Source organism: Pannonibacter phragmitetus DSM 14782 (assembly GCF_000382365.1).
GTDB lineage: Bacteria > Pseudomonadota > Alphaproteobacteria > Rhizobiales > Stappiaceae > Pannonibacter > Pannonibacter phragmitetus.
Map to the genome: position 1 here is coordinate 149595 of NZ_KB908219.1, position 25637 is coordinate 175231.

At 62.7% G+C, this 25637-nt stretch carries 19 protein-coding genes; 9 read left to right on the forward strand and 10 right to left on the reverse strand.

The genetic code is table 11. The features are described 5' to 3' along the window. Nucleotides 1-52 precede the first annotated feature (52 nt). Together flhB and cckA are read left to right on the forward strand one after the other, a co-directional pair. Entirely contained in the window at nucleotides 53-1132 is a 1080-nt protein-coding gene (flhB, locus tag H163_RS0110680) for a flagellar biosynthesis protein FlhB (protein WP_026355711.1), read from the forward strand. Nucleotides 1133-1217: 85 nt separating this feature from the next. After that, nucleotides 1218-3767 carry a cell cycle histidine kinase CckA gene (cckA, locus tag H163_RS0110685; protein WP_026355712.1) on the forward strand — a complete coding sequence of 850 codons (2550 nt, stop codon included), beginning with the start codon at nucleotides 1218-1220 and terminating at the stop codon, nucleotides 3765-3767. 152 nt (nucleotides 3768-3919) lie between these two features. Here the strand turns inward: cckA and H163_RS0110690 are convergent, their stop codons facing one another. The 6 genes from H163_RS0110690 to H163_RS0110715 all read right to left on the reverse strand — a co-directional run bounded on the left by H163_RS0110690 (nucleotide 3920) and on the right by H163_RS0110715 (nucleotide 10544). Then, the gene (locus tag H163_RS0110690; protein ID WP_208975375.1) at nucleotides 3920-4450 is read right to left on the reverse strand and encodes a hypothetical protein; all 531 of its coding nucleotides are present in this window, start codon (nucleotides 4448-4450) and stop codon (nucleotides 3920-3922) included. Between the two features lie 254 nt (nucleotides 4451-4704). After that, on the reverse strand, nucleotides 4705-6138 hold the full coding sequence (locus H163_RS0110695; RefSeq protein WP_019964576.1) for a coiled-coil domain-containing protein: 1434 nt from the start codon (nucleotides 6136-6138) through the stop codon (nucleotides 4705-4707). Nucleotides 6139-6160: 22 nt separating this feature from the next. Beyond that, a complete protein-coding gene (locus H163_RS0110700) occupies nucleotides 6161-7099 on the reverse strand; it encodes a DUF6384 family protein (protein ID WP_019964577.1) in 939 nt (312 codons plus the stop codon). A 76-nt stretch (nucleotides 7100-7175) separates the two neighbouring features. Further along, nucleotides 7176-8348 (reverse strand): hypothetical protein, encoded by a 1173-nt coding sequence (locus tag H163_RS0110705; RefSeq protein WP_019964578.1) that lies wholly within the window; start codon nucleotides 8346-8348, stop codon nucleotides 7176-7178. Nucleotides 8349-8522: 174 nt separating this feature from the next. Then, nucleotides 8523-9467, reverse strand: coding sequence for a pseudouridine-5'-phosphate glycosidase (locus H163_RS0110710; protein WP_081626005.1), 945 nt, complete (start codon nucleotides 9465-9467; stop codon nucleotides 8523-8525). A 138-nt stretch (nucleotides 9468-9605) separates the two neighbouring features. Beyond that, nucleotides 9606-10544, reverse strand: a complete 939-nt coding sequence (locus H163_RS0110715; protein ID WP_051105366.1) for a PfkB family carbohydrate kinase — start codon at nucleotides 10542-10544, stop codon at nucleotides 9606-9608. 312 nt (nucleotides 10545-10856) lie between these two features. Between H163_RS0110715 and recA the strand changes: the two genes are divergently transcribed. The 3 genes from recA (at nucleotide 10857) to H163_RS0110730 (ending at nucleotide 16348) form a co-directional block, all read left to right on the forward strand. Then, nucleotides 10857-11933: a recombinase RecA gene (gene recA, locus H163_RS0110720; RefSeq protein ID WP_026355714.1), complete on the forward strand. Its 1077-nt coding sequence runs from the start codon at nucleotides 10857-10859 to the stop codon at nucleotides 11931-11933. A 264-nt stretch (nucleotides 11934-12197) separates the two neighbouring features. After that, nucleotides 12198-14855, forward strand: a complete 2658-nt coding sequence (gene alaS / locus H163_RS0110725; protein WP_019964582.1) for an alanine--tRNA ligase — start codon at nucleotides 12198-12200, stop codon at nucleotides 14853-14855. Between the two features lie 266 nt (nucleotides 14856-15121). Beyond that, nucleotides 15122-16348 carry a GGDEF domain-containing protein gene (locus H163_RS0110730; RefSeq protein WP_147290432.1) on the forward strand — a complete coding sequence of 409 codons (1227 nt, stop codon included), beginning with the start codon at nucleotides 15122-15124 and terminating at the stop codon, nucleotides 16346-16348. 49 nt (nucleotides 16349-16397) lie between these two features. Here H163_RS0110730 and H163_RS23680 read toward each other — a convergent pair whose 3' ends face one another. The 3 genes from H163_RS23680 to H163_RS0110745 all read right to left on the reverse strand — a co-directional run bounded on the left by H163_RS23680 (nucleotide 16398) and on the right by H163_RS0110745 (nucleotide 20795). Beyond that, complete coding sequence (locus tag H163_RS23680) at nucleotides 16398-18491, reverse strand: sensor domain-containing protein (RefSeq protein ID WP_019964584.1); 2094 nt, start codon at nucleotides 18489-18491, stop codon at nucleotides 16398-16400. A 385-nt stretch (nucleotides 18492-18876) separates the two neighbouring features. After that, nucleotides 18877-19377: a hypothetical protein gene (locus tag H163_RS0110740; protein WP_019964585.1), complete on the reverse strand. Its 501-nt coding sequence runs from the start codon at nucleotides 19375-19377 to the stop codon at nucleotides 18877-18879. A gap of 203 nt (nucleotides 19378-19580) precedes the next feature. Then, nucleotides 19581-20795 carry an NADP-dependent isocitrate dehydrogenase gene (locus H163_RS0110745; RefSeq protein WP_019964586.1) on the reverse strand — a complete coding sequence of 405 codons (1215 nt, stop codon included), beginning with the start codon at nucleotides 20793-20795 and terminating at the stop codon, nucleotides 19581-19583. Between the two features lie 133 nt (nucleotides 20796-20928). Here H163_RS0110745 and cutA point away from each other — a divergent pair, with 133 nt between their 5' ends. The 4 genes from cutA (at nucleotide 20929) to H163_RS0110765 (ending at nucleotide 22821) form a co-directional block, all read left to right on the forward strand. After that, nucleotides 20929-21246, forward strand: a complete 318-nt coding sequence (cutA, locus tag H163_RS0110750; protein WP_019964587.1) for a divalent-cation tolerance protein CutA — start codon at nucleotides 20929-20931, stop codon at nucleotides 21244-21246. 59 nt (nucleotides 21247-21305) lie between these two features. Beyond that, nucleotides 21306-21557 carry a type II toxin-antitoxin system Phd/YefM family antitoxin gene (locus tag H163_RS0110755; protein WP_019964588.1) on the forward strand — a complete coding sequence of 84 codons (252 nt, stop codon included), beginning with the start codon at nucleotides 21306-21308 and terminating at the stop codon, nucleotides 21555-21557. Further along, nucleotides 21554-21823 (forward strand): Txe/YoeB family addiction module toxin, encoded by a 270-nt coding sequence (locus tag H163_RS0110760; RefSeq protein ID WP_019964589.1) that lies wholly within the window; start codon nucleotides 21554-21556, stop codon nucleotides 21821-21823. Before H163_RS0110755 ends, H163_RS0110760 begins: the two co-directional genes overlap by 4 nt. Before the next feature lie 125 nt (nucleotides 21824-21948). Continuing rightward, nucleotides 21949-22821: a bifunctional helix-turn-helix transcriptional regulator/GNAT family N-acetyltransferase gene (locus tag H163_RS0110765; protein ID WP_019964590.1), complete on the forward strand. Its 873-nt coding sequence runs from the start codon at nucleotides 21949-21951 to the stop codon at nucleotides 22819-22821. Nucleotides 22822-23068: 247 nt separating this feature from the next. On the opposite strand, the gene H163_RS0110770 is transcribed toward H163_RS0110765, so the two are convergent. Then, nucleotides 23069-25300: an NADP-dependent isocitrate dehydrogenase gene (locus H163_RS0110770; RefSeq protein WP_019964591.1), complete on the reverse strand. Its 2232-nt coding sequence runs from the start codon at nucleotides 25298-25300 to the stop codon at nucleotides 23069-23071. Nucleotides 25301-25637: the final 337 nt, after the last annotated feature.

Below are 25637 nucleotides of genomic sequence, written 5' to 3' on the forward strand. Positions count from 1 at the left end.
ACGTCCGGGCATCCCGTCCCTGTTTCTGGGGGCGTAGGCTTCAGGGGAAACAATGTCTGACGAGACCGACGATTCGGAGAAAACCGAGGACCCCACGCAAAAACGCTTGCAAGAAGCGTTGGATCGAGGGGATGTCGCAAAATCTCAGGAAGTCAGCACGTGGTTCACGCTTGCCGGAACCGCGATGGTCATTGCATTTCTGTCGCCCGGAATTGTCCGCGATCTCGGCGGCAAGCTGAAATGGTATGTGGAGCATGCTGACGCTATCCCGGCAGACCGCGGAGGGCTTGTCGATCTGTGGACCAGCACCGGCTACGCAGTTGCTGCCGCCGTTGCGCTGCCGATGCTGGCGCTGCTGCTCATGGCGGTTATCGGCAATATGGTGCAGCACCAGCTGGTCTTTTCGGCGGAGTCCCTGAAGCCGAAATTCTCCAAGGTTTCGCCGATGTCCGGCTTCAAGCGGCTGTTTTCCGCCGACAGCCTGATGAACTTCGTCAAGGGCCTTATCAAGATCACGATCGTCTCGGTGCTGATGGTGGCCGTGCTCTGGCCGGAGCGGGACATGGCGGAAGCCGTCATGTTCATGGACGAACTGATGATGATGGAGGAGACCCGGATTCTCTCCCTCAAGCTCATCGGCGCTATTCTGGCCGTCATGACCATCGTCGCTGCTGGCGATTTCCTTTGGCAGAAGACCAAATGGTTCAAGAAACAGAAGATGAGCCTCCGGGAGATCAAGGAAGAATACAAGCAGACGGAAGGTGATCCGGCGGTCAAGGGCAAGATCCGCCAGCTGCGCATGGAACGCAGCCGCCGCCGCATGATGAGCGCCGTGCCGCAGGCAACAGTGGTTGTCACCAACCCGACGCACTACTCTGTTGCGCTCAAGTATGAGGACGGGATGGGCGCGCCTCAGGTTGTCGCCAAGGGTATTGACGCAGTCGCCTTGCGCATCCGGGAAATTGCGAAAGAGAACAAGGTGCCCATCGTTGAGAACCCGCCGCTGGCGCGTGCACTTTACGCAGCGACGGAAATCGATCAGTTCATCCCCGAAGAACACTTCAAGGCAGCGGCCGAGGTCATCGGCTTTGTCTACAGAATGCGGAAAACCCGGAGCTGGCGCGATAATTGACACCAGATCGGTTGAATTTAGCTGCGCGGGGCAGAATGCTGCATGAAAGACCGAATCCCGCAGGGCGGGAGGGAGAAGAGTGGTAATGAGCGACAGGGACTCACACATGGCAGAGCCGGTTGTCGACCGCGCGGAGCGGTCGGGAAGCATTGCCGCGCTGCTGCTTCTGGCCTTGGCCCTTCTGGGCGCGGCCACGGCCTTTGCGGTCATGGGCCGCGAGGCTGCAGAGCCCTATGTCCTGGCCCTGCTTGGCATTCTGGCTGTGGTCGGGGTTTTTTCGCTGTTCGCGGCGGCCATCGGCCTGTTGCGCTTTTCCACGCGCGGCCGTGCCAGCCCGCTGGGCGGAGCCTTTCTCGACACATTGGAAGAAGGCGCGGTCGTCACCGACGTTGAAGGCCGTCTGATCTACGCGAACCAGGCCTATGCCGTGCTGACGGGCGCAGAGACACCCGCTGAGGTGCGCACCATCGAACGGGTGTTCTCCAGCGATCCGGATGCGGCCGATGTGATGTTCCGCCTGTCCCAGGCCATGCGCGACGGGCGCAAGGCGCAGGAGGAAGTGCGGCTTCCGACAGCATTGGACGGCGACGACAGCGGCGCCCGCTGGTATAGGGTGTCCGTGCGGCCCTTGCAGATCCCGCGCAAGGAAGGCGGCTCCGGCCGGCCGCTGATGGTCTGGCAGCTGGCCGACATCACCCGCGACCGCAGTGATCAGGAAAGCTCCTTCCAGGAACTGCAGCGCGTCATCAATTTCCTTGATCATGCCCCGGCAGGCTTCTTCTCCTGTGATGCGCGCGGACGGATCGTCTATCTCAACGCCACGCTGGCCGACTGGCTGGGCTATGACCTGGCCCAGTTCCAGGCCGGTGAAGTGCTTCTGGCAGACATCATCCGGGGGGATGGTGCTGAACTGGTGCGGTCGGTGCGCGGCTCTGCCGGTGAGGTGAAGAGCGAAACCTTCGATCTGGATCTCGTCACCCGCAATGGCCGGGGCCTGCCTGTGCGCCTGCTGCACCGGGTTCCCTTTGGCGCGGAAGGTGTTGCCGGTGACAGCCGCACGCTGGTGCTCAACCGTTCGCGCGGGGAAGAGGTGGCCGAGGCGCTGCGGGCGGCCGAAGTGCGCTTTGCGCGCTTCTTCAACAACACGCCGATTGCCATCGCCTCGCTGGATGCGGAGGGGCGTGTGCTGCGCACCAACGCGCCTTTCCTCCGGCTCTTTGGTCCGGTCGATATTTCCGGCGCCGGTACCCGCATGCAGGATTTCGTCGGCGAGCATGGCCGGGAAGAGTTGTCGCGGGCACTCTCTGCTGCCGCCAAGGGCATCGGCGAAATCGCGCCGGTTGACCTGCCGCTGGCCAATGCCTCTGACGGACGCTCTGCCACCTTCTATGTCTCTGCCGTGCAGGACGGGGAAGGGGATGGCGAGATGGCCATCGTCTACGCGCTGGAGACAACGCAGCAGCGGGCGCTGGAGGCCCAGTTCGCCCAGAGCCAGAAGATGCAGGCCATCGGCCAGCTGGCGGGCGGCGTGGCGCATGACTTCAACAACGTGCTCACCGCCATCATCGGCTTCTCCGACCTGCTGCTGGCGAGCCACAGGCCGACCGATCCGTCCTTCCAGGACATCATGAACATCAAGCAGAATGCCAACCGCGCGGCGGGCCTTGTCCGCCAGCTGCTGGCCTTCTCGCGCCGCCAGACCCTGCGCCCGCAGCAGCTGGCGCTCAATGATGTGCTGGCGGATCTCGCCAACCTGCTGGACCGCCTGCTGGGCGAAAAGGTGGAGCTGAAGGTGGTGCATGGCCGCGACCTGTGGCCGGTGATGGCGGACGTGAACCAGCTGGAGCAGGTGATCGTCAACCTCGCAGTCAATGCCGGCGATGCCATGTCCGATGGCGGCCGCCTGACCATCCGCACATCCAATGTCGGCGAGCAGGAGTCCATCCGCTTCGACAACACGCGCGGTATGCCCCCCGGCGAATATACGCTGATCGAGGTGGAAGACACCGGACACGGCATGACACCGGAGATCATGGAAAAGATCTTTGAGCCCTTCTTCTCCACCAAGGAAGTGGGCAAGGGCACCGGTCTTGGCCTCTCCACTGTGTATGGCATCGTCAAGCAGACCGGCGGCTATATCTTCTGCTCGTCCGAGGTGGGCGTGGGAACGGTCTTCCGCATCTTCTTCCCGCGGCACATCCCCAAGGAACAGCCGGTCATCGAGAAGAAGATCATCGAGGACAGCGACAAGGTGAAGGACCTCACCGGCTCGGCCTCGATCCTGCTGGTGGAAGACGAGGAGGCCGTGCGCGCCTTCGCTGCCCGTGCGCTTGCCTCACGCGGTTACACCGTCCACGAGGCAGGGTCCGGCACGGAAGCGCTGGAGGTGATGGAGGAAACCGGCGGCAGCATCGATCTGGTGGTGTCGGATGTGGTCATGCCGGAAATGGATGGCCCCTCGCTCCTGCGCGAATTGCGCAAGACACGGCCCGATCTCAAGATCATCTTCGTTTCGGGCTATGCGGAAGACGCCTTCGAGGAGAACCTGCCGGAGGGCGAGACCTTCTTCTTCCTGCCCAAGCCCTTCACTCTCAAGCAGCTGGCAACGACAGTGAAGGACGTGCTGTCAAGCTGAGGCGGCGGGGGCCATGATCTGGCGGAGACGCCGTGCATCATGGTCCCGTCTGGCTGGCTGCGAATGCAAGGCACATAAAAAAGCGCGGTGCGGAAGCAGCGCGCTTTTTTATTTCATGCCTCGGGAGGCAAAGGAATGTGCCGTCCCGGCCGTCAGCTGACGGGCAGGGCCGGGCAGCCGGAGGTCCGCTCAACGCGGGTCTTCAGCCCCTGCAGGCTCTGCATGGTGTTCGGGTTGCCGGGCAGCACGAAACTCTGGGCAAGGGCGGTGCGGGCATTGTTGACGATGGCGACGTCCTGAACGGCCAGCGTGCGGCAGGCCTCGCCGGTGAAGCGCACACGCACGCGGATCAGGCGGTCGCCGTTGTCGGAGGGGCCGAATTCGGCGTCAAGCGCCGGGTTGGCCTCCGTCATCTTGCGCTCGATCACCACCATGTTGGCTTCATCCTGCACAACGGGCGTGCCGCGCTCGGTGGCGCTGGCGATCAAAGCCATGCGCACCTGCTCCGGGCTGCCGGCGATGGACAGGGACTGTGCGCCCTGCGGCACCGTCAGCTGCGGCTGTGGTGCAAGTGTGGTCTGCATAGGCTGCTGGGGGCCGCTCGACTGGCAGGCCGTAAGTGCCGCGGCGAGGGCAGGGACGATGATCATCTGGCGCATGGCTGCGATCCTCAAGGTAATCATGTTCAGGCTCCGGCAAGCCTAAACAGGCCACCAGTCCGGTTAACAAAGTTAGAACACATCTGGTTCCGTCACTCATAGATCGGAAAGGAGGCTTTGAAAGCTGGCTACGTCACAATCCACGCGGAAATTTGCCGCTTGATGTCTTTTTGTCTCAGACCTGCGCCCGATGAGACTGGGCAGCCGGGCGCAGGTGAGACCCGTGCAGAGTTCGCGTCCATCAGGGCCGATACTCCGGCATGCCGGATGCACTTGTTTCAGAACGTCTTCCCGGTGCGGAAGCCGCCGCCCTTGCCCATGGTGCTGCCGGAAGAGCCGGTTCTGAAGCCACCGCTTCCGCGCGAGCTGCCGCCGCCAAGCCCCTGACCCGAAAAGCCGCCGCCAAACGAGCTGCTGCTCCGGCTGCCGGTATTCTGGCGCACATGTGACTTGCGGGCGCGGGCCCAGTAGTCCGCACCGCTGATGGCGCCCTTGACGAGCTCGCCCAGCAGGATCGTGGTCAGGTTGTCGTCCTTGAACGAGGAACCGTAATCGTCATAGCCGTTCTGCCGGAACTGCTGGGTCACCTTGGTCAGTTCTTCGCGGCGGCGGGAAATGTCGCGTTGCAATTCCTTGTCCTGGCGGATCTCGCGGGTCAGATCCTCGATCTGCGCCTCGACATTCTGCAGGGCGCGCACGATGGCATCATCCTCGCGCGAGGGGGTGTCGATGGCCTTGCGCAGAAGCGAGTGCAGATCCTCCCGCTGCAGCGCCTTGGCGAGCTCTGCGGCTGCGGCCTGATAGCCTTCGTCCTCACCATCGGTGAAGGTCTGGAGCCGGGCCTGCAGGGCGGAAAGCTCCGCGTCCTGCGCCTCAAGCTGGGTGTCCAATTGCAGGAGGGCGTCCTGCAACTCGATGGCCTCTCCCTCAAGGTCCCGCCCGGCGAGCCGTGTCAGCGTCTGGCGTTCGGACGCTGCAACCGCGTCCGCTGCTTCATCTGCCAGCTCATTGCAGCGGGCCGCATGAGCCGTCAGGCGCGGGGGGATCTCGGTCAGCATGGCATAGTTCGGACGGGCCGCATCAAACCGGACCAGACCGGCGACCCAGCGGTCGAGCGAACGCACCAGACCTGAGTGGCTGTAGCCCGTGGTGCCGAAGCCGCGCTGCCACAGATACATGAACAGCGGGTCGTTTTCGTAGGCGTTGCCCTTTTCCTCCCGGTCCGCTTCTGCCTGGAGGGCCTTTTCCGAAGCGGCAGCGGCAGTGCGGGCGGCCTGTTCTGCCGCAGTCTTCAGTCCCTTGTGGGCTTCATCTGCGGCAAGGGCCTGGACAAGAGAGCCTTCCAGAGCGTCGATCTGCTCAAGAATGGAGGACCGGGCGGCGGAGAGCCTGTCACGCTCGCGCATATGCTCTGCCCGCTGGCTTTCCTTGAGGCGAACCTCTTCGGCAAGGCGTGCCAGATCGGCATTGCGCCGCTCCAGCAACCGGCGCGCTGTCCGTGCCGCGCCTTCCAGATCGGTGCCAAGATGCTCGGCTTCCTCTGTCTCCATGCGGAATTTTGCAAGGTCCCGGAAGCCCTCGCTCATCTTCTCCGATAGCGCCGAAATGGCCCGCGTTGCCCGTTCGATACGGTGGGCAAGTTCAGTCTCCTCGCGGCGCAGATCCGCAAGGGCCTGTTCGATGGCCGAGAGTGTCTGACGTCCGCTCAGCATGGCTCACGCCCCCGTTCCGGTGTCACCATTCGGTAATGGCTCCCTGTTCCACCGGCTTGCCCCATTCGATGCCGAGCTTGCCGCGCAGCTTCACGCCCAGTTCGGCATCCTGGACGATGCCATCTTGCGCCTTGTCGTCGCGTACCGCATTGAAAACGCTGACGGGTACCCGCTGCGCCCAGATGGTCACTGTCTTTTCCTTACCGTCTTCCTCCGAGATGATCCGCCGTGGCAGAGGCTTGCCATCAGCACCGATCGCCTCCACCACAAGATAATAGTTCTCGGCCGACTGGTTTACATCGGGAATGCGTGTCACCCCCGTGGGCACATCGGGACGGGAGACGATGCGAACCGTGAAGATGGCTGCCAGCTCGCTGTTGAGTGCGGCCAGCTGGTCGCGAATCAGCCGTGCATCGGCCGCATCACCGCGCGCCAGAGCCCGTTCGCCGTCAGCCGCAAGCCCTGCGGCCTGCACCTTGACCGCATCGTCAAGAGCTGCGGCATTGATGGCTGTGGTCAGCCGCGCAATGTCCTGAGGCAAAGTCTGGCTCAGTTCGGCTTGAAGAGCCTCCGCTGCCCTTTCACGCGGGGCCGTGACGAGGAAATGCCAAGCGGACACGGAAATCACAAGCGCCGCAAGGGCAATTGCCGCCACGCGGGCATAGCGCATGCGCCGGATGTAAAGCAGGGCCAGCAACCGTTGCAGCCCGGCCTTTGGCGGGACATAGACGAAACGGTCTTCCTTAAGGCTGGCAACACCCTGCTGCAGGATGTGATCGGGCACGTCAATGCCCTGTGAGGCATAGATGTCCCGCAAACGGGTGATCAACTGCGCATCCCGGTCCACTCCGCTCAGCTCGCGCTGCACCAGCGCGTCATCATGGCGCAATGTGTCGACCACATCCATCGCCATCATCAGCTCGTCGAGCGGCTGTCCTGCGGCCTTCTGTGTTGCGGCCATTCCAATCCTCCGGCCCGCTGGGGCTGGTTCATCAAGTCGTGTGCGCCGGCCGGCCTGTCAAGCCGCCCGGATGGGCTCAGCCCTTGATCAGGGCCTCACCGGCAGCAAGCTTTGCCAGACGGCGCTTGCCATCTTCGACGGCAAGGCGGATTTCTTCGGAGTTTTTCGTCGACATCTCGCGCATCTCGTTGATGATATTGCGCGAATTGACCTGGAAGTTGACCACGCTGTCCACCAGCTTCTTGACCGACGCTGCCTGCACGGTGGGGCCGTAACCGGCTTTCAGCGCGGCCTCCTGCACGGCATCGCCGATTTCGGCCAGCGTCTCGAGGCTCTTGTTGACGCCGTCCTTCATGGCATTCAGCGTCGCTGTCGATTCATGCAGGCCCTGCAGGCCGGTGAAGGACGCGTTGAGCGCCGTCAGCACCGATTCATTGGTGGAGAAGAAGCTGACCGACTGGGCATAGACCCGCTCCTTGGCATTGGTCGTCTGCATCAGCCGCACCATGATCACTTCGGAGGTGTTGTAGCCGATGGTCAGATTGTCGGAGAGGTCCTTGGCCACCTGGTAGCGCTTTTCCTCGTCCTGCATCTCGCGCATGCGCTCGTCGCGGGCAAGCTCCAGCCGCGCCTTGGCCGCCGGATCTTCGCCGGTAAATGCCGTGACTTCCGCCGTCGCTGCTTCCAGCGCGGCTTTGGCCGTGTTCAGCTTTGTGGTGGCGGTGTTGAGCACTTCCAGCGCCAGAACCTCAGCCTGCTTCAGCGCGCCGCGATAGTCGCGGTAGGCGTTGAGGATCGTCTGTTCGCGCTGGATCTGCTCCTTCGTGTCCTTTGCAACCTCAAGATAGGTCTTGCGGATATCGTCGAAGCGGTCTGAAATCGTGCCGCGGCGCATGTCGCGCCACTTGTTGGCAAGGCTTTCCATCATAGAGATCTTGCCGTCGGCCAGCTGGTCGACCATGGCCTTGGCGTCGTCGCGGATCGAGTTGAAGGCTTCCGTGATTGCCTCGTAGCGCTCGCCGATGGTCATGGCGGCGATCTGCGTGCGGACGATCTCGTTGAAGGCGGAGGCCTGGCCGAGCGTGCGGGTGATGACGGCAATCTTGTCGGGCGACAGATCGGAAATTTGCTCCAGAAGCGCGTTGATCGGCGCATCGGCTTGCGTTTCGGGCATGAGGCCCAGATCCCTGAGAGCGCCGACGGCCCGGTCGAGATACTGCAGCGGGCTCTTGCTCTGTGCCTCGGTCATCGTCTTCCTCCTGCATCTGCGCCCCGCCGGGGGATCCGGCAGGCCTTCCGCTTGTTGCAAGCAAATAGGTCAGGCTGATGACAGCAAGTCAACGCAAAGACCTGCGGTACCATGATAATCCGCCCGCCCTGTCACATGAAGGCGACAGGGCGGGCAGGGGCATGTGACGCTTCGTTACTTCGCTGCCGTCAGAGCCACGGCAATCCCGGCAGCAAGGCGGGCATTGTTGCGCACGAGCGCAATGTTGGTGACGAGGCTGCGGCCCTTTGTCAGTTCGAAGATATGGCCCAGCACGAAGGGCGTGACGGCCTTGCCCCGCACGTCGCGCCGGGCAGCCTCGGCAATGGCCGCGTCAATGTACTGGCCCATCTCGCCGCGGCTGATCTCGCTCTCTGCCGGAACCGGATTGGCGATCAGCACGCCGCCGTGGCCGCCGAACAGCTTGCGCGCCTCGATCAGGCGGGCGATCTCCCCGGCGCTGTCCATGCGGTACGGGGCGGGCAGGCCGCTCTCGCGCGACCAGAAGGCGGGCACTTCGTCGGTGCCATAGGCGATAACCGGCACGCCGCGCGTCTCCAGCACTTCCAGCGTCTTCGGAATATCGAGCAGGGCCTTGGCCCCGGCGCAGACAACGCAAACCGGCGTGCGGGAGAGTTCGTCCAGATCGGCGGAGATGTCGAAGCTGGTTTCAGCCCCCTTGTGCACGCCGCCGATGCCGCCCGTGGCAAAGACGCTGATTCCGGCAGCTTCTGCCGCCATCATGGTTGCCGCCACCGTGGTGGAGCCCGGACGGCCCGTCGCCACCGCAATGGCCAGATCGGCGCGCGAGCACTTCATCACGTTCTTTTCCTGCCCCAGCCGGTCAAGGCCGGCGGCATCAAGGCCGATGCGGATGTGCCCGTCGAGCACGGCGATGGTGGCCGGCACGGCACCCGCCGCGCGGATGTCCGCTTCCACCTGGCGTGCCGTCTCCACATTCTGCGGGAATGGCATGCCGTGGGTGATGATGGTCGATTCCAGCGCCACGATGGGCTTGCCGGCAGCGCGTGCGGCCTGAACCTCGGCGGAATAGACGAGAAGATCCGCAAGGCTTGCGGGCAGCGGGGCGGAGGTGGGCATGGTTCTTTCCTCAAGGCTTGCGGCCTTTGCCGGACCATTGCGGGGCGGCACGGCGCTGAAAGGGTGGGATGGCTTTGGTCACGCCTCAGGGGCGTGCTGGCCGGTTGGTGTTCTTATAGACCTGCGGGTGCCGGAGGTTCAACGTGGGGCAGAGGCTGAAGGCAGTGCCTCAAGCGCCGCCCAGCTCAGGCCCGCAGCGACTGCGCCGGTGACGGCAAGCGTCATGGCGGCTGCGGCAAGGCCTTTCTCGAGGCTCTCGGAGAGTGGCAGGTTGCGGGCGATGCCTGCAAGCGTTCCGGCCATCAGCGCATCGCCCGCACCGGTCACGTCATGGACCATGGCGGGAGGCGGGCTCAGGAATCCATGAGCCTCACCTTTGGACCAGAAGAGCGGCTTTGCCCCTGCAGTGATCACCACGGCCCCCGGGCCAAGGGCCCGCAGGGCGGAGCCGAGTTCTTCCTGCGGGGCATCGGAGCTGAGCCCGGTAAGACGTGCGGCCTCGCCCCGGTTGACGAAGAGTATATCAAGCCGCGGCAGGATGGGGCGAATGCGTGCTGCCTTGGCATTCGACACCGCATCGGCCGCCAGCAGCCTGCTTCCGGAGGCCTGTGCCAGCGCTTCGAGCACGGTCTGGGGCAGGTTTGCCTCGATGAACCAGAGGCCGGCTGCCCGTGCCGCAGGCGACAGATCGCGTGCGAGCGACGCATCAAGGCTTTCGGTGATATCCGTATCGGCCACAGCGGCGGCCAGGGAGCCATCCGGGTCATGCAGGGCCACGTAACGGCCCGTTGGCAAGGGCAGGGTGCGCACGCCATAAAGGTTCAGCTGTTCGCGCCCCAAAAAGCTGCGCAGTGCGGCGCCGTCGCCGTCGTCTCCCAGCGCCCCGCTCAGGGCCACCGGCACGCCGAGCTTCGCCAGCCCCCGCGCCACGTTGGTGGCAACGCCGCCGGGCATGCCGCGCATGGTGGAAGGGGTCGAGGTTTCCCTATGGATGGGCTCTCTGGCATGGGCAATCAGGTCGAGGTGGATGGCCCCGAAGCACGCTGCCGGAGCTGCCGTGTGTCCGGTTCCACTCATTGACATCTCTCCTTGCCGGGCCGTCTCACCGCCTTGAGGCAGGAAGGCAGGCCCCTTGCCGTTATGAAGGCAGGCGGCCATGCCTTGCCGCAGACCATATGCCAGCGATTCTCCAAACCCGCCAGCCTGCTTGCCGGGCGGCGTGAAAATTCAGTGCACCCATGGTGCCGGAATGGCGTGAACATACACGGAACTCATTGATGAAAAACGTGAAAAAACAATCTTGTAAAAAATCTTGGCAAATTGGAACAAAGAGGGTACAAAAGCTCAGTTTGAAACAGCGGGTCCATCGTGGAATAAGGAGCCTCGCACATGTCTCAGAGTTCACTTCGCCTTGTAGAGAGCAGCCAGATGGACAAGACCAAAGCGCTGGATGCAGCGCTCTCGCAGATTGAACGGGCCTTCGGTAAAGGCTCCATCATGCGCATGGGCCAGGGGCAGGTGGTCGAGGTCCAGACGGTCTCCACCGGCTCCCTCGGCCTTGATATTGCGCTGGGCATCGGCGGCCTGCCGAAGGGCCGCATCGTCGAGATTTACGGCCCGGAATCCTCGGGCAAGACCACGCTGGCCCTGCACGTGATTGCCGAGGCTCAGAAGTCTGGCGGTATCTGCGCCTTCATTGATGCCGAGCATGCGCTGGACCCGATCTATGCCCGCAAGCTGGGCGTCAATCTGGATGATCTGCTGATCTCCCAGCCGGATGCCGGCGAGCAGGCGCTGGAAATCGCCGACACGCTGGTGCGCTCCGGCGCCATCGACATTCTGGTGGTGGACTCGGTTGCTGCCCTGACGCCGAAGGCGGAACTGGAAGGCGAAATGGGCGACAGCCTGCCGGGCATGCAGGCCCGCCTGATGAGCCAGGCGCTGCGCAAGCTCACAGCCTCCATCTCCAAGTCGAACTGCATGGTGATCTTCATCAACCAGATCCGCATGAAGATCGGCGTCATGTTTGGCTCGCCCGAAACGACCACGGGCGGCAACGCGCTGAAGTTCTATGCCTCCGTCCGTCTCGACATCCGCCGCATCGGCTCCATCAAGGACCGGGAAGAGGTTGTCGGCAACCAGACCCGCGTCAAGGTGGTGAAGAACAAGCTGGCGCCGCCCTTCCGCCAGGTCGAGTTCGACATCATCTACGGCGAAGGCGTGTCCAAGGTGGGGGAACTCGTCGATCTGGGCGTCAAGGCGAATATCGTCGAGAAGTCCGGCGCCTGGTTCTCCTACAACAGCCAGCGCCTTGGTCAGGGCCGCGAGAACGCCAAGCAGTTTCTGCGGGAGAATCCGGCGGTTGCCGACGAGATCGAGCTTGCCATCCGTCAGAATGCTGGCCTTCTGGCCGAAGCCATCACCATCGGTGACAGCGATAGCGACAGCGGCGACGCGGACGAATGAGCCGGCCGATCTGCAAGTGACTGTCGAAGGCCCGCGTTTCGCGGGTCTTCTGCTGTCTGGAGGACCCTGTCCGGGGTGGCTGGTCCTCTGGCGCGGAGGCGTGCGGCAAATGCGGGCGCCGCAGCCGCCTCGCTTCTGGACAGGCCGAAGGGTGAAAGATAAAAGGCTTTGAACTGCTTGCGCGGGAAAGGCCGGGGCAGGGGGCAGGAGAGTGCACCCGCCGGAGAAATCCCGCGCTGCCGATGGATCGAGAGCGAGACCTAGATGAGCGGCGTAAACGAGATCAGATCAGCGTTTCTGGAATACTTTGCCAAGAATGGCCATCAGGTCGTGGAATCAAGTCCCCTGGTGCCGCGCAACGACCCGACGCTCATGTTCACCAATGCGGGCATGAACCAGTTCAAGAACGTGTTCACCGGCCTGGAAAAGCGCGACTATGACCGCGCCGTGACCGCGCAGAAGGTGGTGCGTGCCGGCGGCAAGCACAACGATCTCGACAATGTGGGCTACACCGCCCGGCATCACACTTTCTTCGAGATGCTGGGCAACTTCTCCTTCGGTGATTATTTCAAGGAGCGGGCCATCGAACTGGCCTGGAACCTGATCACCAAGGAATACGGCCTGCCGAAGGAGCGCCTGATCGTCACCGTCTATTCGGAAGACGACGAGGCGCACGCTCTGTGGAAGAAGGTGGCCGGTCTTTCGGACAGCAAGATCATCCGCATCCCGACCTCGGACAACTTCTGGACCATGGGCGACACCGGCCCCTGCGGCCCCTGCTCGGAAATCTTCTATGATCACGGTGACCATATCTGGGGCGGCCCTCCGGGCTCGGCCGAGGAAGATGGCGACCGCTTCATCGAGATCTGGAATCTCGTGTTCATGCAGTATGAGCAGACGCCGGAAGGCCGCTTCAACCTGCCGCGCCCGTCGATCGACACCGGCATGGGACTGGAGCGTGTTGCTGCCGTTCTGCAGGGCGTTCATGACAACTATGACATCGACCTGTTCCGCGCCCTGATTTCGGCCTCGGTCAATGCGACCGGCGTTGAGGCGGATGGGGCTGCCCGGTCGAGCCACCGCGTCATTGCCGACCACCTGCGCTCCTCCTGCTTCCTGATTGCCGATGGCGTTCTGCCGTCGAATGAAGGCCGTGGCTATGTCCTGCGCCGCATCATGCGCCGCGGCATGCGCCATGCGCATCTGCTGGGCGCACGTGAGCCGCTGATGTGGAAGCTGGTGCCTGCGCTGATCCGTGAGATGGGCCGTGCCTATCCGGAACTGGTGCGCGCTGAAGCTCTGATCACCGAGACGCTGAAGCTTGAGGAAGCCCGGTTCCGCAAGACGCTGGAGCGCGGCCTTGGTCTCCTCGACACGGCCACTCTGGACCTGTCCCAGGGCGGTGAACTGGACGGCGAGACAGCCTTCAAGCTCTACGACACCTACGGCTTCCCGCTGGACCTGACGCAGGACGCCCTGCGTGCCCGTGGCATCACCGTTGACACGGACGGGTTCTCCGCCGCCATGGAGCGCCAGAAGGCCGAGGCTCGTGCGGCCTGGGCCGGTTCCGGCGAAAGCGCCACGGACACTGTCTGGTTTGCGCTCAAGGAAAAATGCGGCGCGACCGAATTCCTGGGCTACGAGACGGAGCAGGCGGAAGGTGCCGTTCTGGCGCTGGTCGCCGACGGCAAGGAAACGGACAAGCTGACGGCCGGACAGACGGGCTTCGTCATCCTCAACCAGACGCCCTTCTATGGCGAATCCGGTGGTCAAGTTGGCGACACCGGCGTCATGAAGGCCGCTGGCGTGCATCTCAAGGTCACCGAAACCCAGAAGAAGGCCGATGGCCTCTTCATCCACGCGGTGACGGTGGAAGAGGGCACGGTGACGGTTGGTCTTGGTGTCGAGCTGGTGGTGGACCATTCCCGCCGCAGCCACATCCGCTCCAACCACTCGGCCACCCACCTGCTCCACGAGGCCCTGCGCGAAGTGCTGGGCTCGCATGTGGCGCAGAAGGGCTCGCTGGTCTCACCGGACCGCCTGCGCTTCGACTTCTCCCATCCCAAACCGATTGACGATGCGGAGCTGAAGCAGGTCGAGGCGATTGCCAACGAGATCATCCTGCAGAACGCCCCGGTCGACACCCGCCTGATGGCGGTGGATGAGGCGATCGAAAGCGGCGCCATGGCGCTCTTCGGCGAGAAATACGGCGAAGAGGTGCGTGTAGTGTCCATGGGCACGGCCCTGCATGGGCCGAAGGCGGGCAAGACCTATTCGGTCGAGCTTTGCGGCGGCACACATGTGAAGCGCACCGGTGACATCGGCCTCGTGCGCCTTGTTTCCGAAGGTGCAGTGGCAGCCGGCGTGCGCCGTCTGGAAGCGCTGACCGGCGAAGCTGCCCGTGCCTATCTCGATGAGCAGGACACCCGCGTCCGCGAGATCGCGTCCATCCTGAAGGTTGGCGCGGGCGAGATCACGGCCCGCGTTGCCCAGCTGCTGGACGAGCGCAGGCGCATGGAAAAGGAACTCTCCGAAGCGCGCAAGAAGCTCGCCATGGGCGGTGGGGCTTCCGGTGGTGCAGACCAGCCGCGTGAGATCAACGGCGTCAAGTTCCTTGGCCGCGCGCTGGAAGGCATTCCGGCCAAGGATCTGAAGGGCATGGTGGACGAAAGCCGCACCGCGCTCGGCTCCGGCATCGTTGTGCTGATTTCGGTTTCCGAAGACGGCAAGGGCAGTGCCGTGGTTGGCGTCAGCGAAGACCTGACCTCCCGCTTCAGCGCCGTGGATCTGGTGCGTGTTGCCTCCGAAGCCCTTGGCGGCAAGGGCGGCGGCGGCCGTCCGGACATGGCGCAGGCCGGTGGCCCGGATGGCAGCAAGGCTGTGGAAGCTCTGGCGGCCATCGAGGCTGCCATCGCAGGCTGACCGGCCGTTTCAGCCAGCCGGAGTGAGTTGGAACCCGGCAGTGCGGCAAGGTGCCTCTTCAGAGGCCTTCACCGCACTGCCGGTGTCCGTTTGTTTTGAAATAATTGATTTTTTGCCTGTAGCTTTGACTGGATTCTGTCCCAAGGCTGTCGGTGCAGGCGCATCATGCCTTGAAATTGCTCAGGCGCCACGCGGGCCTGATCAACGTGCATTTGGCCGTGCTCATTGCGCATTGGACGTGCCGGGTTGCGTTTCTGGAGGTGCCGTTGGAGCTGCTTTTTTCTGTGCCCGCGATGCTGCTTGGTCTTTCTGGCGTCTATGCGGTGTTTACGCTGACGCTGGCGGCAGCTGTCGTGCGCTATCCGGGCTCCACATATCTGCGTCTCTGGTTTGCTGTCTTCCTGCTGGCATCGGCCGGCAGCACCTGCATCGGATTGCGGGGCACAGTGCCCCTTGCCGTGAGCGATAACGTTGGCTTTGGCCTCTTCATCACTGCTCTGGGCTTTGTCTGGCTCGGCATGCGGTCCTTCTTCGGCCGGTATGTGCCCTATTTGCTTCCCATCATGGCTGCCCTCGGTGTTGTTCCGCTCAGCCATTTCTTTGATGAAAGTCAGGATCTGGCAGCGCTCTGGCGCATAGTCTATGCCCTTGCATTCGCAGGTTTTTTCTTTCTGCTGACGGCGTCTGAACTGCGGCGCAGCATCCGTGAGGAGGGCCTGCCTTCGGCGCGGGCGGCCGCTGGGGTCTATAGCAGCTTTTCCTTCGTTCACCTGGCGGCTCTGCCGCTGCCGTTCCTCTTCCCAGTCCGGTTTGACGGACTCATTCCCAGCTCCGACTGGCTGTTCGGGCTGCTTTTCCTCTCGTTGATGCACACTGTTGCGGCGGTGTTTCTGGGCATTGTCCTGTCGAACGAGCGCATGGCCAAGGCCATGCGGTATCTGGCGGACACGGATGAACTGACAGGACTGCCAAACCGGCGTGCCTTCCTGCGCCGCGTCGAGCAGTCACTGGCATCGGGGGCCGGTGGCACGCTGCTGATTGCTGACGTCGATCATTTCAAACAGATCAATGACCGGTATGGCCATCAGTGCGGCGATGCGGTGTTGAAGAGTTTTGCGGCCATGCTGGAGCAGCTTGCCGGAGAGCGGCTGTTTGCGGCCCGCATCGGCGGTGAGGAATTCGGCATTTTCCTGCCCGGTCTGACCGGCCCGCATCTGGATTTGCTGGCTGCCCAGCTTTGCCGCGCAGCTGCCGTGTTGCAGATGGAGCATGGCGGCAAGGTCATTCCGGTCACGATCAGCACGGGTGTGGCCGATACCTCTGGCTCCAACGTGTCCTATGAACAGCTGTTTGCCGAGGCGGACCGGGCGCTTTATCTCGCCAAGCGGTCGGGCCGGAACTGCTTCCGCCGCCTGCCGCAGATCCGTCTCGTGCATGAGGCCGGTTCGGGGGAAAGCGGAGAGACGAGCGATGGAGAGCGTCAGCTCGCCTGACGTGGCGGCTGAGCGGCTCGGCGTGAGCCTTGCCAGTTTTACTTGGCTTTCATTTTTGCAGGGCTTTCATTTTTGCAGGACGGGCTTCCAGCCAGGCGTGCTGGCTGGCTGCGTTCCGCAGGGGCGGGGCCAGGAAATAGCCCTGCGCATAGGTGCAGCCGGCGTCTCTCAGGAAGGCCAGCTGCCGCTCATCCTCAACCCCTTCCGCCACGATGCTGATCCCGAGGCCCCTCGCCAGATGGATCATCGTGTCCACAATCACGGCATCCTGATGCGAGGTGGTGACACGTGTGGTGAAAGACCGGTCGATCTTCACGCCGGTGACCGGAAACTGCCGCAGATGCGTCAGTGAGGCAAAGCCGGTGCCGAAGTCGTCGAGCGACAGCTGGAAGCCCATGTCATGCAGGCGCTCAAGGGTCCTGCCGATCTGACAGGCGGAACGGTCGATCAGCACGGTTTCAGTGATTTCGAGCACAAGCCGGTCCGGCGTCAGGCCGTGCCGTGTCAGGCTCTCGCGCAGCATGGCGGGCAGGTTGTCGCTCTTGAGCTGGGCAAGGCCCAGATTGACCGAAAGGGTGCCGGCACAAAGGCCTGCGTGTTCGAGGGCGGCAAAGCTCTGGCAGCTTCTCTCGAAAATCTCCTGTCCGAGAGCCAGCCCCATTCCCGCGTCTTCCGCAATGGCGACGAACTCGAGGGGCGGCATGTCTTCACCGTGCCGGTTCCAGCGGGCAAGGCTTTCAAAACCATGGTGGCGGCCGGTCTCGATGTTGACGATGGGCTGCAGGGCCACGGTGATGCTCCCGGCCAGAAGCGCCTCGGCAAGGGCGGTCTTCACCTCGGCCACCCGGTGCAGCCTGCGCCCGAGCTGCTCGTCGAACAGGGTCCAGCCGTTGCGGCCGTTTTCCTTGGTCTTGTAGAGGGCACTGTCGGCGTTCTTGAACAGCTCGTCCACCGTGGTGCCATCGCGGGGGAAGAGGGCAATGCCCATTGAAATGCCGGGGCGGAGCATCCGGTTCCCGGCCGGCATTTCCTTCGTCAGCGCCTTGTGCAGGGCGTTTGCGACCACCTCGCAGGCCTCTTCGCGCTCGAAGCCGGTGACAAGCACCGCGAATTCATCTCCGCCAAGCCGGGCAACGGTATCCTCGCCGCGCAGGGTCTGGCGCAGGCGTTTGGCCACCGTCTTGAGCACCTGGTCTCCGGCATCATGGCCGAGGGTGTCGTTGATGGACTTGAAGTGGTCCACATCCAGCAGAATGAGGGCGCCCAGGCGGTCAGAGGTCCGGAAGCCCTTGAGCGTGCGCTGGAGCGCGGCAATGAGGACGCTGCGGTTGGCAATGCCGGTCAGGGAATCCGTCTCTGCGGTCTGACGCACGGCCACCTCTGCGGCCTTCAGCGCGGTTACATCGGTTCTGACGCCGACAATGTTTCCGGAGGCGGATTTGCGCTCGCGCACATGCAGCCAGCGCCCGTTCGGCAGCTTCTGGATCAGGGCCTTGCCGGGCGGGTTGCGGTGGCTGGCAAGGCGTGTGCGCAGCCACTTTTCCTTCTCCTCCGGCGCCGTACCGGCATCCAGATACTGTCCGGCCTCCAGCCCGTAGCGCAGAATGGTCTCGAATTTCTCGCCAAGCCGGATGGCCGGAGCCGAATAGCTGTAAAGGTCCTTGTAGGCGGCATTGAAGAGGATGAGCCGGTCTTCGCTGTTATAGGCTGCAAGCGCGTCCGGAATGGCTTCCAGCACGTCATCGAGAAGCGCCCGGGCCTGATCGGCCTCGTTTTGAGCCGTCATCCAGGGCGTGTTGTTGATCGCCAGTCCGACCGCGCCGGTTACCTTGCCCCCTTGCAGCAGCGGCACGAGGACGGTCTCGATATACTGTTTTCCCTCCCGCGTCGTGACGTGGCGGCTGCAGCGGACCCGCTCTCCCTTGAGGGCGCGCTCATGATACTGGCGCCAATCGTCCGCCTGATCCTCAGGCACCCAGGTCTCCACGGCCTGCTTGCCCGCCAGATCACCATAAGTGGCAATATCCACGCTGTTCTGAAAGATGTAGGCACCTTTGGCATTCAGGATCCACGCGCCATAGGGCAGGGCTTCGAGGAGCTGGCATAGGTCTATATCTGCAGTACCGGGATCCATCACCTGCATGTCTTGCTCTCGTGCCGCCTTTGTGAGGTGCCGGGATCAGCATGCGTGCGCTTTGAAAACGTTTCGTTAAACGGATGAATTGCTATTTCATGAAAGGTCAGAAAAATGAGCTACTTACTTTGACAGCCTGAAGCTATGCCGAGTAAAGCCATATGGATGTTTCCGTTTGCCGGCTTATTTGGGGCCGGTGTCAGCCGGTCTGTATCCGGTGAACTATGGCTCTTTTGGGAGGCCGCGTATTAAGACTGGCCAGAGCCGCAATTGATAGAAATTACATGGAGCTGGAATATTTTTTTGTCAGGGCCGGTCCGCACCGGATATTACTCTTCCAGCCGGAGCCTCATGTGCTCCGGCCGGAAGAGGTTCCGGCGTTTTGCGCCGCCCCTCAGTTGATGACGGGCAGGACGCCCTTCGGCAGCTGGTCGTAGAGCGGCTGTCCCAGCCAATAGACATCCGTCGGCCCGATGGCGAAATCTACCACGTACCAATAGCCGTCGATCTCCCGCTGCAGGACGAAAAGCCCGGGGCCGTCGCGGTATTCCATCTCGTCGGCAATCAATGTCTTGCTGAGGTCGATCTCCTTCCCGCCGGGGCGCTGAGGGTCGAGGATGGCGAAAGCCCAGCCATCGGCAACGCGCATGTGGCGGACGGAGAACTCGACCGGTGCGCCAACGCGCACTTCCATGATCGGGCGGGCAGAATCGAGAATGGCCGTGCGCTCATCGCTGCCACGGCCGGGCTCATAGGCCTTTTCCGCCATGGCGGGGGCGGTCATCAGGGTTGGGAGAAGGGCGCTGGAAGCGAGGGAGAGGGGCAGGACAGCCTGAAACAGGGTGGCTGCCAGAACGTGCCGCAGCTTCGCGCCGGGGCTCTGAAAGGATCGCATCGAAAAAAAACTCTCTGCAAACGGAGTGCATGACCCTGCCACTCTGGCAGGGCCGTGACTATCCGTGCACGATCGGCATGGAAATTTCCAGTCTTCCTGCGCCACCTCCTGCTGCGTTTGTACCTGAGTGGTTGCGGCAGAAACGCAAACGGCCCGGATCACGCTCCGGGCCGTTCATCATCCTGTCCTGCAACCGGAAAGGCTCAGGCCGCCATGGCCTTCTGCAGGTTGCTCTCGATCTTGTCGAGGAAGCCGGTGGTGGTCAGCCAGTTCTGGTCCGGGCCAACGAGCAGGGCGAGGTCCTTGGTCATGAAGCCGGCTTCCACCGTCTCGATGCAGACCTTTTCCAGCGTCTGGGCGAAGTTTGCCAGCTCCGCATTGCCATCCAGTTTTGCCCGGTGGGCAAGGCCGCGTGTCCAGGCGAAGATCGAGGCAATCGGGTTGGTGGAGGTCTGCTCGCCGCGCTGGTGCTGGCGGAAGTGGCGGGTAACGGTGCCGTGGGCGGCTTCCGCTTCCACCGTCTTGCCATCCGGCGTCATCAGCACGGAGGTCATCAGGCCCAGCGAGCCGAAGCCCTGCGCCACGATGTCCGACTGCACGTCGCCGTCATAGTTTTTGCAGGCCCAGACATAGCCGCCCGACCACTTCAGCGCCGAAGCTACCATGTCATCGATCAGGCGGTGCTCGTACCAGATCTTCTTTTCGGCATAGGCGTCCTTGAACTCCTTGTCGAAGACCTCCTGGAACAGGTCCTTGAAGCGGCCGTCATAGGCCTTCAGGATCGTGTTCTTGGTGGAGAGATAGCAGGGCACGCCGCGCTGCAGGGCGTAGTTGAAGGAGGCGCGGGCAAAATCGATGATGCTTTCATCGAGATTGTACATGGCCATGGCGACACCGGCGGAGGGGGCGTCATAGACCTCGTGCTCGATGACGCTGCCGTCCTCGCCCTTGAAGGTGATTGTCAGCTTGCCCTTGCCGGGGAAGCGGAAGTCGGTGGCGCGGTACTGGTCGCCGAAGGCATGGCGGCCGACGATGATCGGCTGGGTCCAGCCCGGCACCAGGCGCGGCACATTGCGGATGATGATCGGCTCGCGGAAGATGACGCCGCCCAGAATGTTGCGGATGGTGCCGTTCGGCGACTTCCACATCTTCTTCAGGCTGAATTCCTCAACGCGGGCTTCATCGGGGGTGATCGTCGCGCATTTGACGCCAACGCCGTGCTTCTTGATGGCATTGGCCGCATCAATGGTGATCTGGTCACCGGTTTCATCGCGCTTCTGGATCGACAGGTCGTAATAGTCGAGATCGATATCCAGATAGGGGAAGATGAGCTTGTCCTTGATGAACTGCCAGATGATGCGGGTCATCTCGTCGCCATCGATATCGACGACCGGGTTCGCTACCTTGATCTTTGCCATGGGTTCTGGGCCTCGTCTGGGTTGCGGAAACTGGATTGTGTTCGCGTGTATACGATTTTGATGCCGGTCAGGCAAGCAGCGATTTTCTGCTGATCCTGCCACTTGCAGGCACATATCTGAAGGAACCATAGCCATGCTTCTTGCTGTTTGCACGACAACGGAGACGAAAGAGGAAGCGCGGACGATCGCCCGTGCCGCGGTAGAGGCGGGGCTGGCAGCCTGTGTGCACATAGAGGAGATCACCAGCCTCTATATGTGGGACGGCGAGGTCAATGAGGGCGGAGAGGTGCGCCTGACGATGAAAACGGCAGCGGAGGCCTATCCCGCCCTCGAAGCCCTCATCCAGCGCCTCCACACTTACGACCTGCCTGCGGTCTATGCCTTCGAGGTTGTGAAGGGCAGCGCGGCGTATATGGAGTGGGTGCGGGGGCAGGTGGCGGTTCGGGAGTGACACTCATTGAATTGTACAGGATTCTGTGCATATGTAGTGCGTGAACAAGGAGCCTTTCCATGGATGTCATGACCTACACCGATGCACGTTCGTCCCTGAAGGACGTGATGGACCGGGTGATCCATGACCGGGTCGAGGTGATCGTCACCCGCAAGAAGCGGGAAGCCGTCGTGATCATGTCTCTGGAAGAGTTCAACTCCATTCAGGAGACGCTGCATCTGCAGAAGAGTCTGGAAAATGCACGGCGGCTGCAGGCCTCGATTGCGCAGCTGACGGCAGGTGAAGGCGAGGAGCGTGAGGTCGATCTGTGAAGCTCGTCTTCTCGGATCACGCCTGGGAGGATTATCTCTGGTGGCAGCAGCCGGGCCGGGAAAAGGGGCTTGAGCGCGTCAATTCACTGATCAAGGAAGCCAGACGGCAGCCCTTTGGCGGAATAGGCAAGCCTGAGCCACTGAAGGGCGACCTGACGGGATGGTGGTCCCGCCGGATCGCCGATGATCATCGCTTCGTCTACCGTGTGTCGGGCAAAGCCGGGGCGCAGAGCCTCGAAATCGCGCAGCTGCGCTATCACTATTAGGTCCCACCGTGTGGTGCAGGCTCAGTTGACCGCTGCAGATATCGCCGGGCCGGGCTCCAGGCCGGGTACGTCTTGAGCCAAATCCTTTTGACATATCTTTTTATCTGACCTAAGTCAGGTAAATCATGTTGAACGATATCTCCCGTTTCCGCCGTTTCAGCCGTGCCGTCACTTCCGAGGTGGGCGCGCTGGATACGTCGTTTCTTGGCCGTGGCCGCCCGCTGGGTGCGGCCCGTGTTCTCAACGCCATCGGGCATGGCCGCACGGATGTTGCGGCCGTGCGGACCTATCTCGGGCTCGACTCCGGGCTGATGAGCCGTCTTCTCCGCTCCCTGGAGGAGGAGGGCATGATCGAGGTTTTGCCGGACCCGGATGATGCCCGCAAGCGCCGCGCTCACCTGACTGCCGCCGGGCAGGCGGAGTTCGAGATCTATGAGAACCTGTCCGATGAGCGCGCCGAACGGCTGCTGCAGAGCCATGCTCACCCTCAGGCGCTGCTGGAGGCGATGGATCTGATTGCCTCGGCGCTGGGGCGCGAGCGCTGGAGCTTCGAGGAAGTGGACCCGCGCTCTGAAACCGCACGCTACTGCCTTGAGCAGTATTACGCCGAGCTGGACCGGCGGTTTGAGGGCGGCTTTCAGGTTTCGCTGTCTGCCGATCCGGATGCGCAAAGCATGATGCGGCTGAAGGGTGCGTTCTTCGTCACGCTCTCGGACGGTATGCCTTTGGGCTGCGCCGGGCTCAAGGGCACGGACAAGGGCTATGCGGAAATCAAGCGCCTCTGGGTATCCCCCGCTGCCCGTGGCCTCGGCCTTGCCCGCAAACTGATGGCAAAGACCGAAGCGGCTGCAAGGGAACTCGGCATCAGCCTGCTGCGCCTTGATACGAACAAGGCTTTGCCCGAAGCAGTCAACTTCTACCGCAAGGAAGGCTGGACCGAAATCGACCGCTTCAATGACGATCCCTATCCGGACTTCTTCTTCGAAAAGCGGCTTTGAGCGGATGAAGGTGGGCGGCGGCGGCGGCGCCCGCGTCCGCTTGATCCTGCAACCGCCCTCTCCGTTGTCATCCTCGCGCAGGCGAGGATCCAGTAATCCCGGTACTTGCTGCTTAGCCGGGGCTACTGGATCCCGGTCTTGCCGCTGCGCGGCAAACCGGGATGACAGTCTGGTGGGATCTCGCCATAACGAAAAAAAGGGGCGGCCCGGTGGACCGCCCCTTCTGCATTCAAAGCGCTGACCAGCCTCAGCCGATGATGGCGTTCAGCGTGGCGCTCGGGCGCATGACGGCGGCAACCTTGTCGGCCGGGGCGTGGTAGTAGCCGCCGACGTCGGCAGCCTTGCCCTGCACACCGTTGAGTTCCGCCACGATCTTCGCTTCATTGGCCGTCAGGGCTTCGGCGACCGGGGCGAAATACGCCTTCAGCTCCGCGTCCTTGTCCTGTGCGGCAAGGCCCTGCGCCCAGTAGAGGGCGATGTAGAAGTGGCTGCCGCGGTTGTCGAGCTGGCCGACCTTGCGCTGCGGGGACTTGTCGTTGTCCAGCAGCTTCTCGATGGCCTTGTCCAGTGCGTCGGCCAGAACCTGCGCCTTGGCGTTGGACTTGACCTGCGCCAGATGCTCCAGCGAGGCGCCGAGGGCGCAGAATTCGCCAAGCGAATCCCAGCGCAGGTAGTTCTCTTCCACCAGCTGCTGCACGTGCTTGGGGGCAGAGCCGCCGGCGCCCGTTTCAAACAGGCCGCCGCCGTTCATCAGCGGCACGATGGACAGCATCTTGGCCGAAGTGCCGACTTCCAGGATCGGATAAAGGTCCGTCAGGTAGTCGCGCAGCACGTTGCCGGTGATGGAGATGGTGTCGAGGCCCTTGGCAATCCGCTCCGTCGAGTAGCGGGCTGCATCGCTCGGCGACATGATCTGCAGGTCCAGCCCGCTGGTGTCATGTTCCGGCAGATAGGCTTCCACCTTCTTGATCAGCTCGGCATCATGGGCGCGGTTCTTGTCCAGCCAGAACACGCCCGGCATGCCGGAGAGGCGGGCGCGGCTGACGCCGAGCTTCACCCAGTCACGGATCGGGGCGTCCTTGGTGAGGCAGGCGCGCCAGATGTCGCCGCCTTCAACCGCATGCTCCAGCAGCGTGGTGCCGGCCGCATCAACGATGCGGATGGAGCCATCAGCCTGCGCCTTGAAGGTCTGCGGATGCGAGCCGTATTCCTCGGCCTTCTGGGCCATCAGGCCGACATTCGGCACGGTGCCCATCTTGGACGGGTCGAGCGCGCCGTTCTTCTTGCAGAACTCGATCACCGCGTCATAGACGCCGGCATAGGACGAGTCCGGGATCACGCACTTGGCGTCATGTTCCTTGCCATCCGGACCCCAGCCCTTGCCGCCAGCGCGGATGAGGGCAGGCATCGAAGCGTCGATGATGACGTCGGACGAGACATGCAGGTTGGTGATGCCCTTGGCCGAGTTCACCATGTACATGGCCGGGCCATTGTCGAGCGCAGCCTTGAGGTCGGCCTTGATTTCTGAGGCCTTGTCAGCAGGCAGCGTGGCAATCTTGGCTTCCAGATCGCCGATGCCGAGGTCCGGGTTGACGCCGATCTCGGTGAAGGTGGCCTCGTGCTTGGCGAAGACGTCCTTCAGGAAGGTCTTGACCACATGGCCGAAGATGATCGGGTCGGAGACCTTCATCATCGTTGCCTTGAGGTGCACGGAGAACAGCACGCCCTTGTCCTTGGCGTCCTGAATTTCCGTCTCGATGAAGGCGGTCATGGCCTTGGCGCTCATGAAGGTGGCGTCCAGCACATCGCCTTCGGTGAGCTTCAGGTTGTTCTTCAGAACGGTGACCGCGCCATCCTTGGCCACGAACTCGATGCGCGCCGTGCCGGCGGAAGCGGCGGCAATGGTCACGGACTTTTCGTTGGCGGCAAAGTCATCCTTGCCCATGGTGGAGACATGGGTCTTGGAGGTGGGCAGCCAGGCGCCCATCGAATGCGGGTTCTTCTTGGCGAATTCCTTCACCGCGTTCGGAGCGCGGCGGTCGGAATTGCCTTCGCGCAGAACCGGGTTCACGGCCGAGCCCTTGATCGCCTCATAGGCGGCCTTCACGGCCTTGTCCTCGTCCGTTGCCGGATTGTCCGGATAGGAGGGGATGGCATAGCCCTGTGCCTGCAGTTCCTTGATCGCGGCATTGAGCTGCGGCTGCGAGGCGGAGATGTTCGGCAGCTTGATGACGTTTGCATCCGGTTCGATCACCAGACGGCCAAGCTCGGCCAGATCGTCGGACTGCTTCTGTGCGTCCGTCAGATACTGCGGGAAGGCTGCAAGGATGCGGCCCGCCAGCGAAATGTCCCTGGTGCCGATGGAGATCCCGGCCGGTTTGGCAAAAGCCTTGATGATCGGCAGGAAGGACGCGCTCGCCAGTTCAGGCGCTTCGTCGACCTTGGTGTAGATGATGTCGGGACGTCCGGTGTCGGCCATGTTCAATCATTCCCACAGTTTGAAACGGTCAGGCGGAGGTGCCGGGGCAGCTCCGGAGAGCGCCACCATAGACACGTATACAGTTGTGCGCAATTTCCGGACGCCTGCCCCGGCCGGAAATCCGCAAGGAGTTCTAACAAACGCGGGGGAAAAGGCAATCAAGCGAAAACCCTGAGGGCGGCTTGACGCTGCCATGATGTGAGATACCGGGCATGCAGGTGCCGGTATCGCGGTCTTCTCCCGCATAAAATTCCTTTCCGGGCTTTGCGGGGCGGTATATTCATCGTATTTAGACGATGAATATACCTGCGGGCAGCGGTGAGGCTGGCAGGCAGAG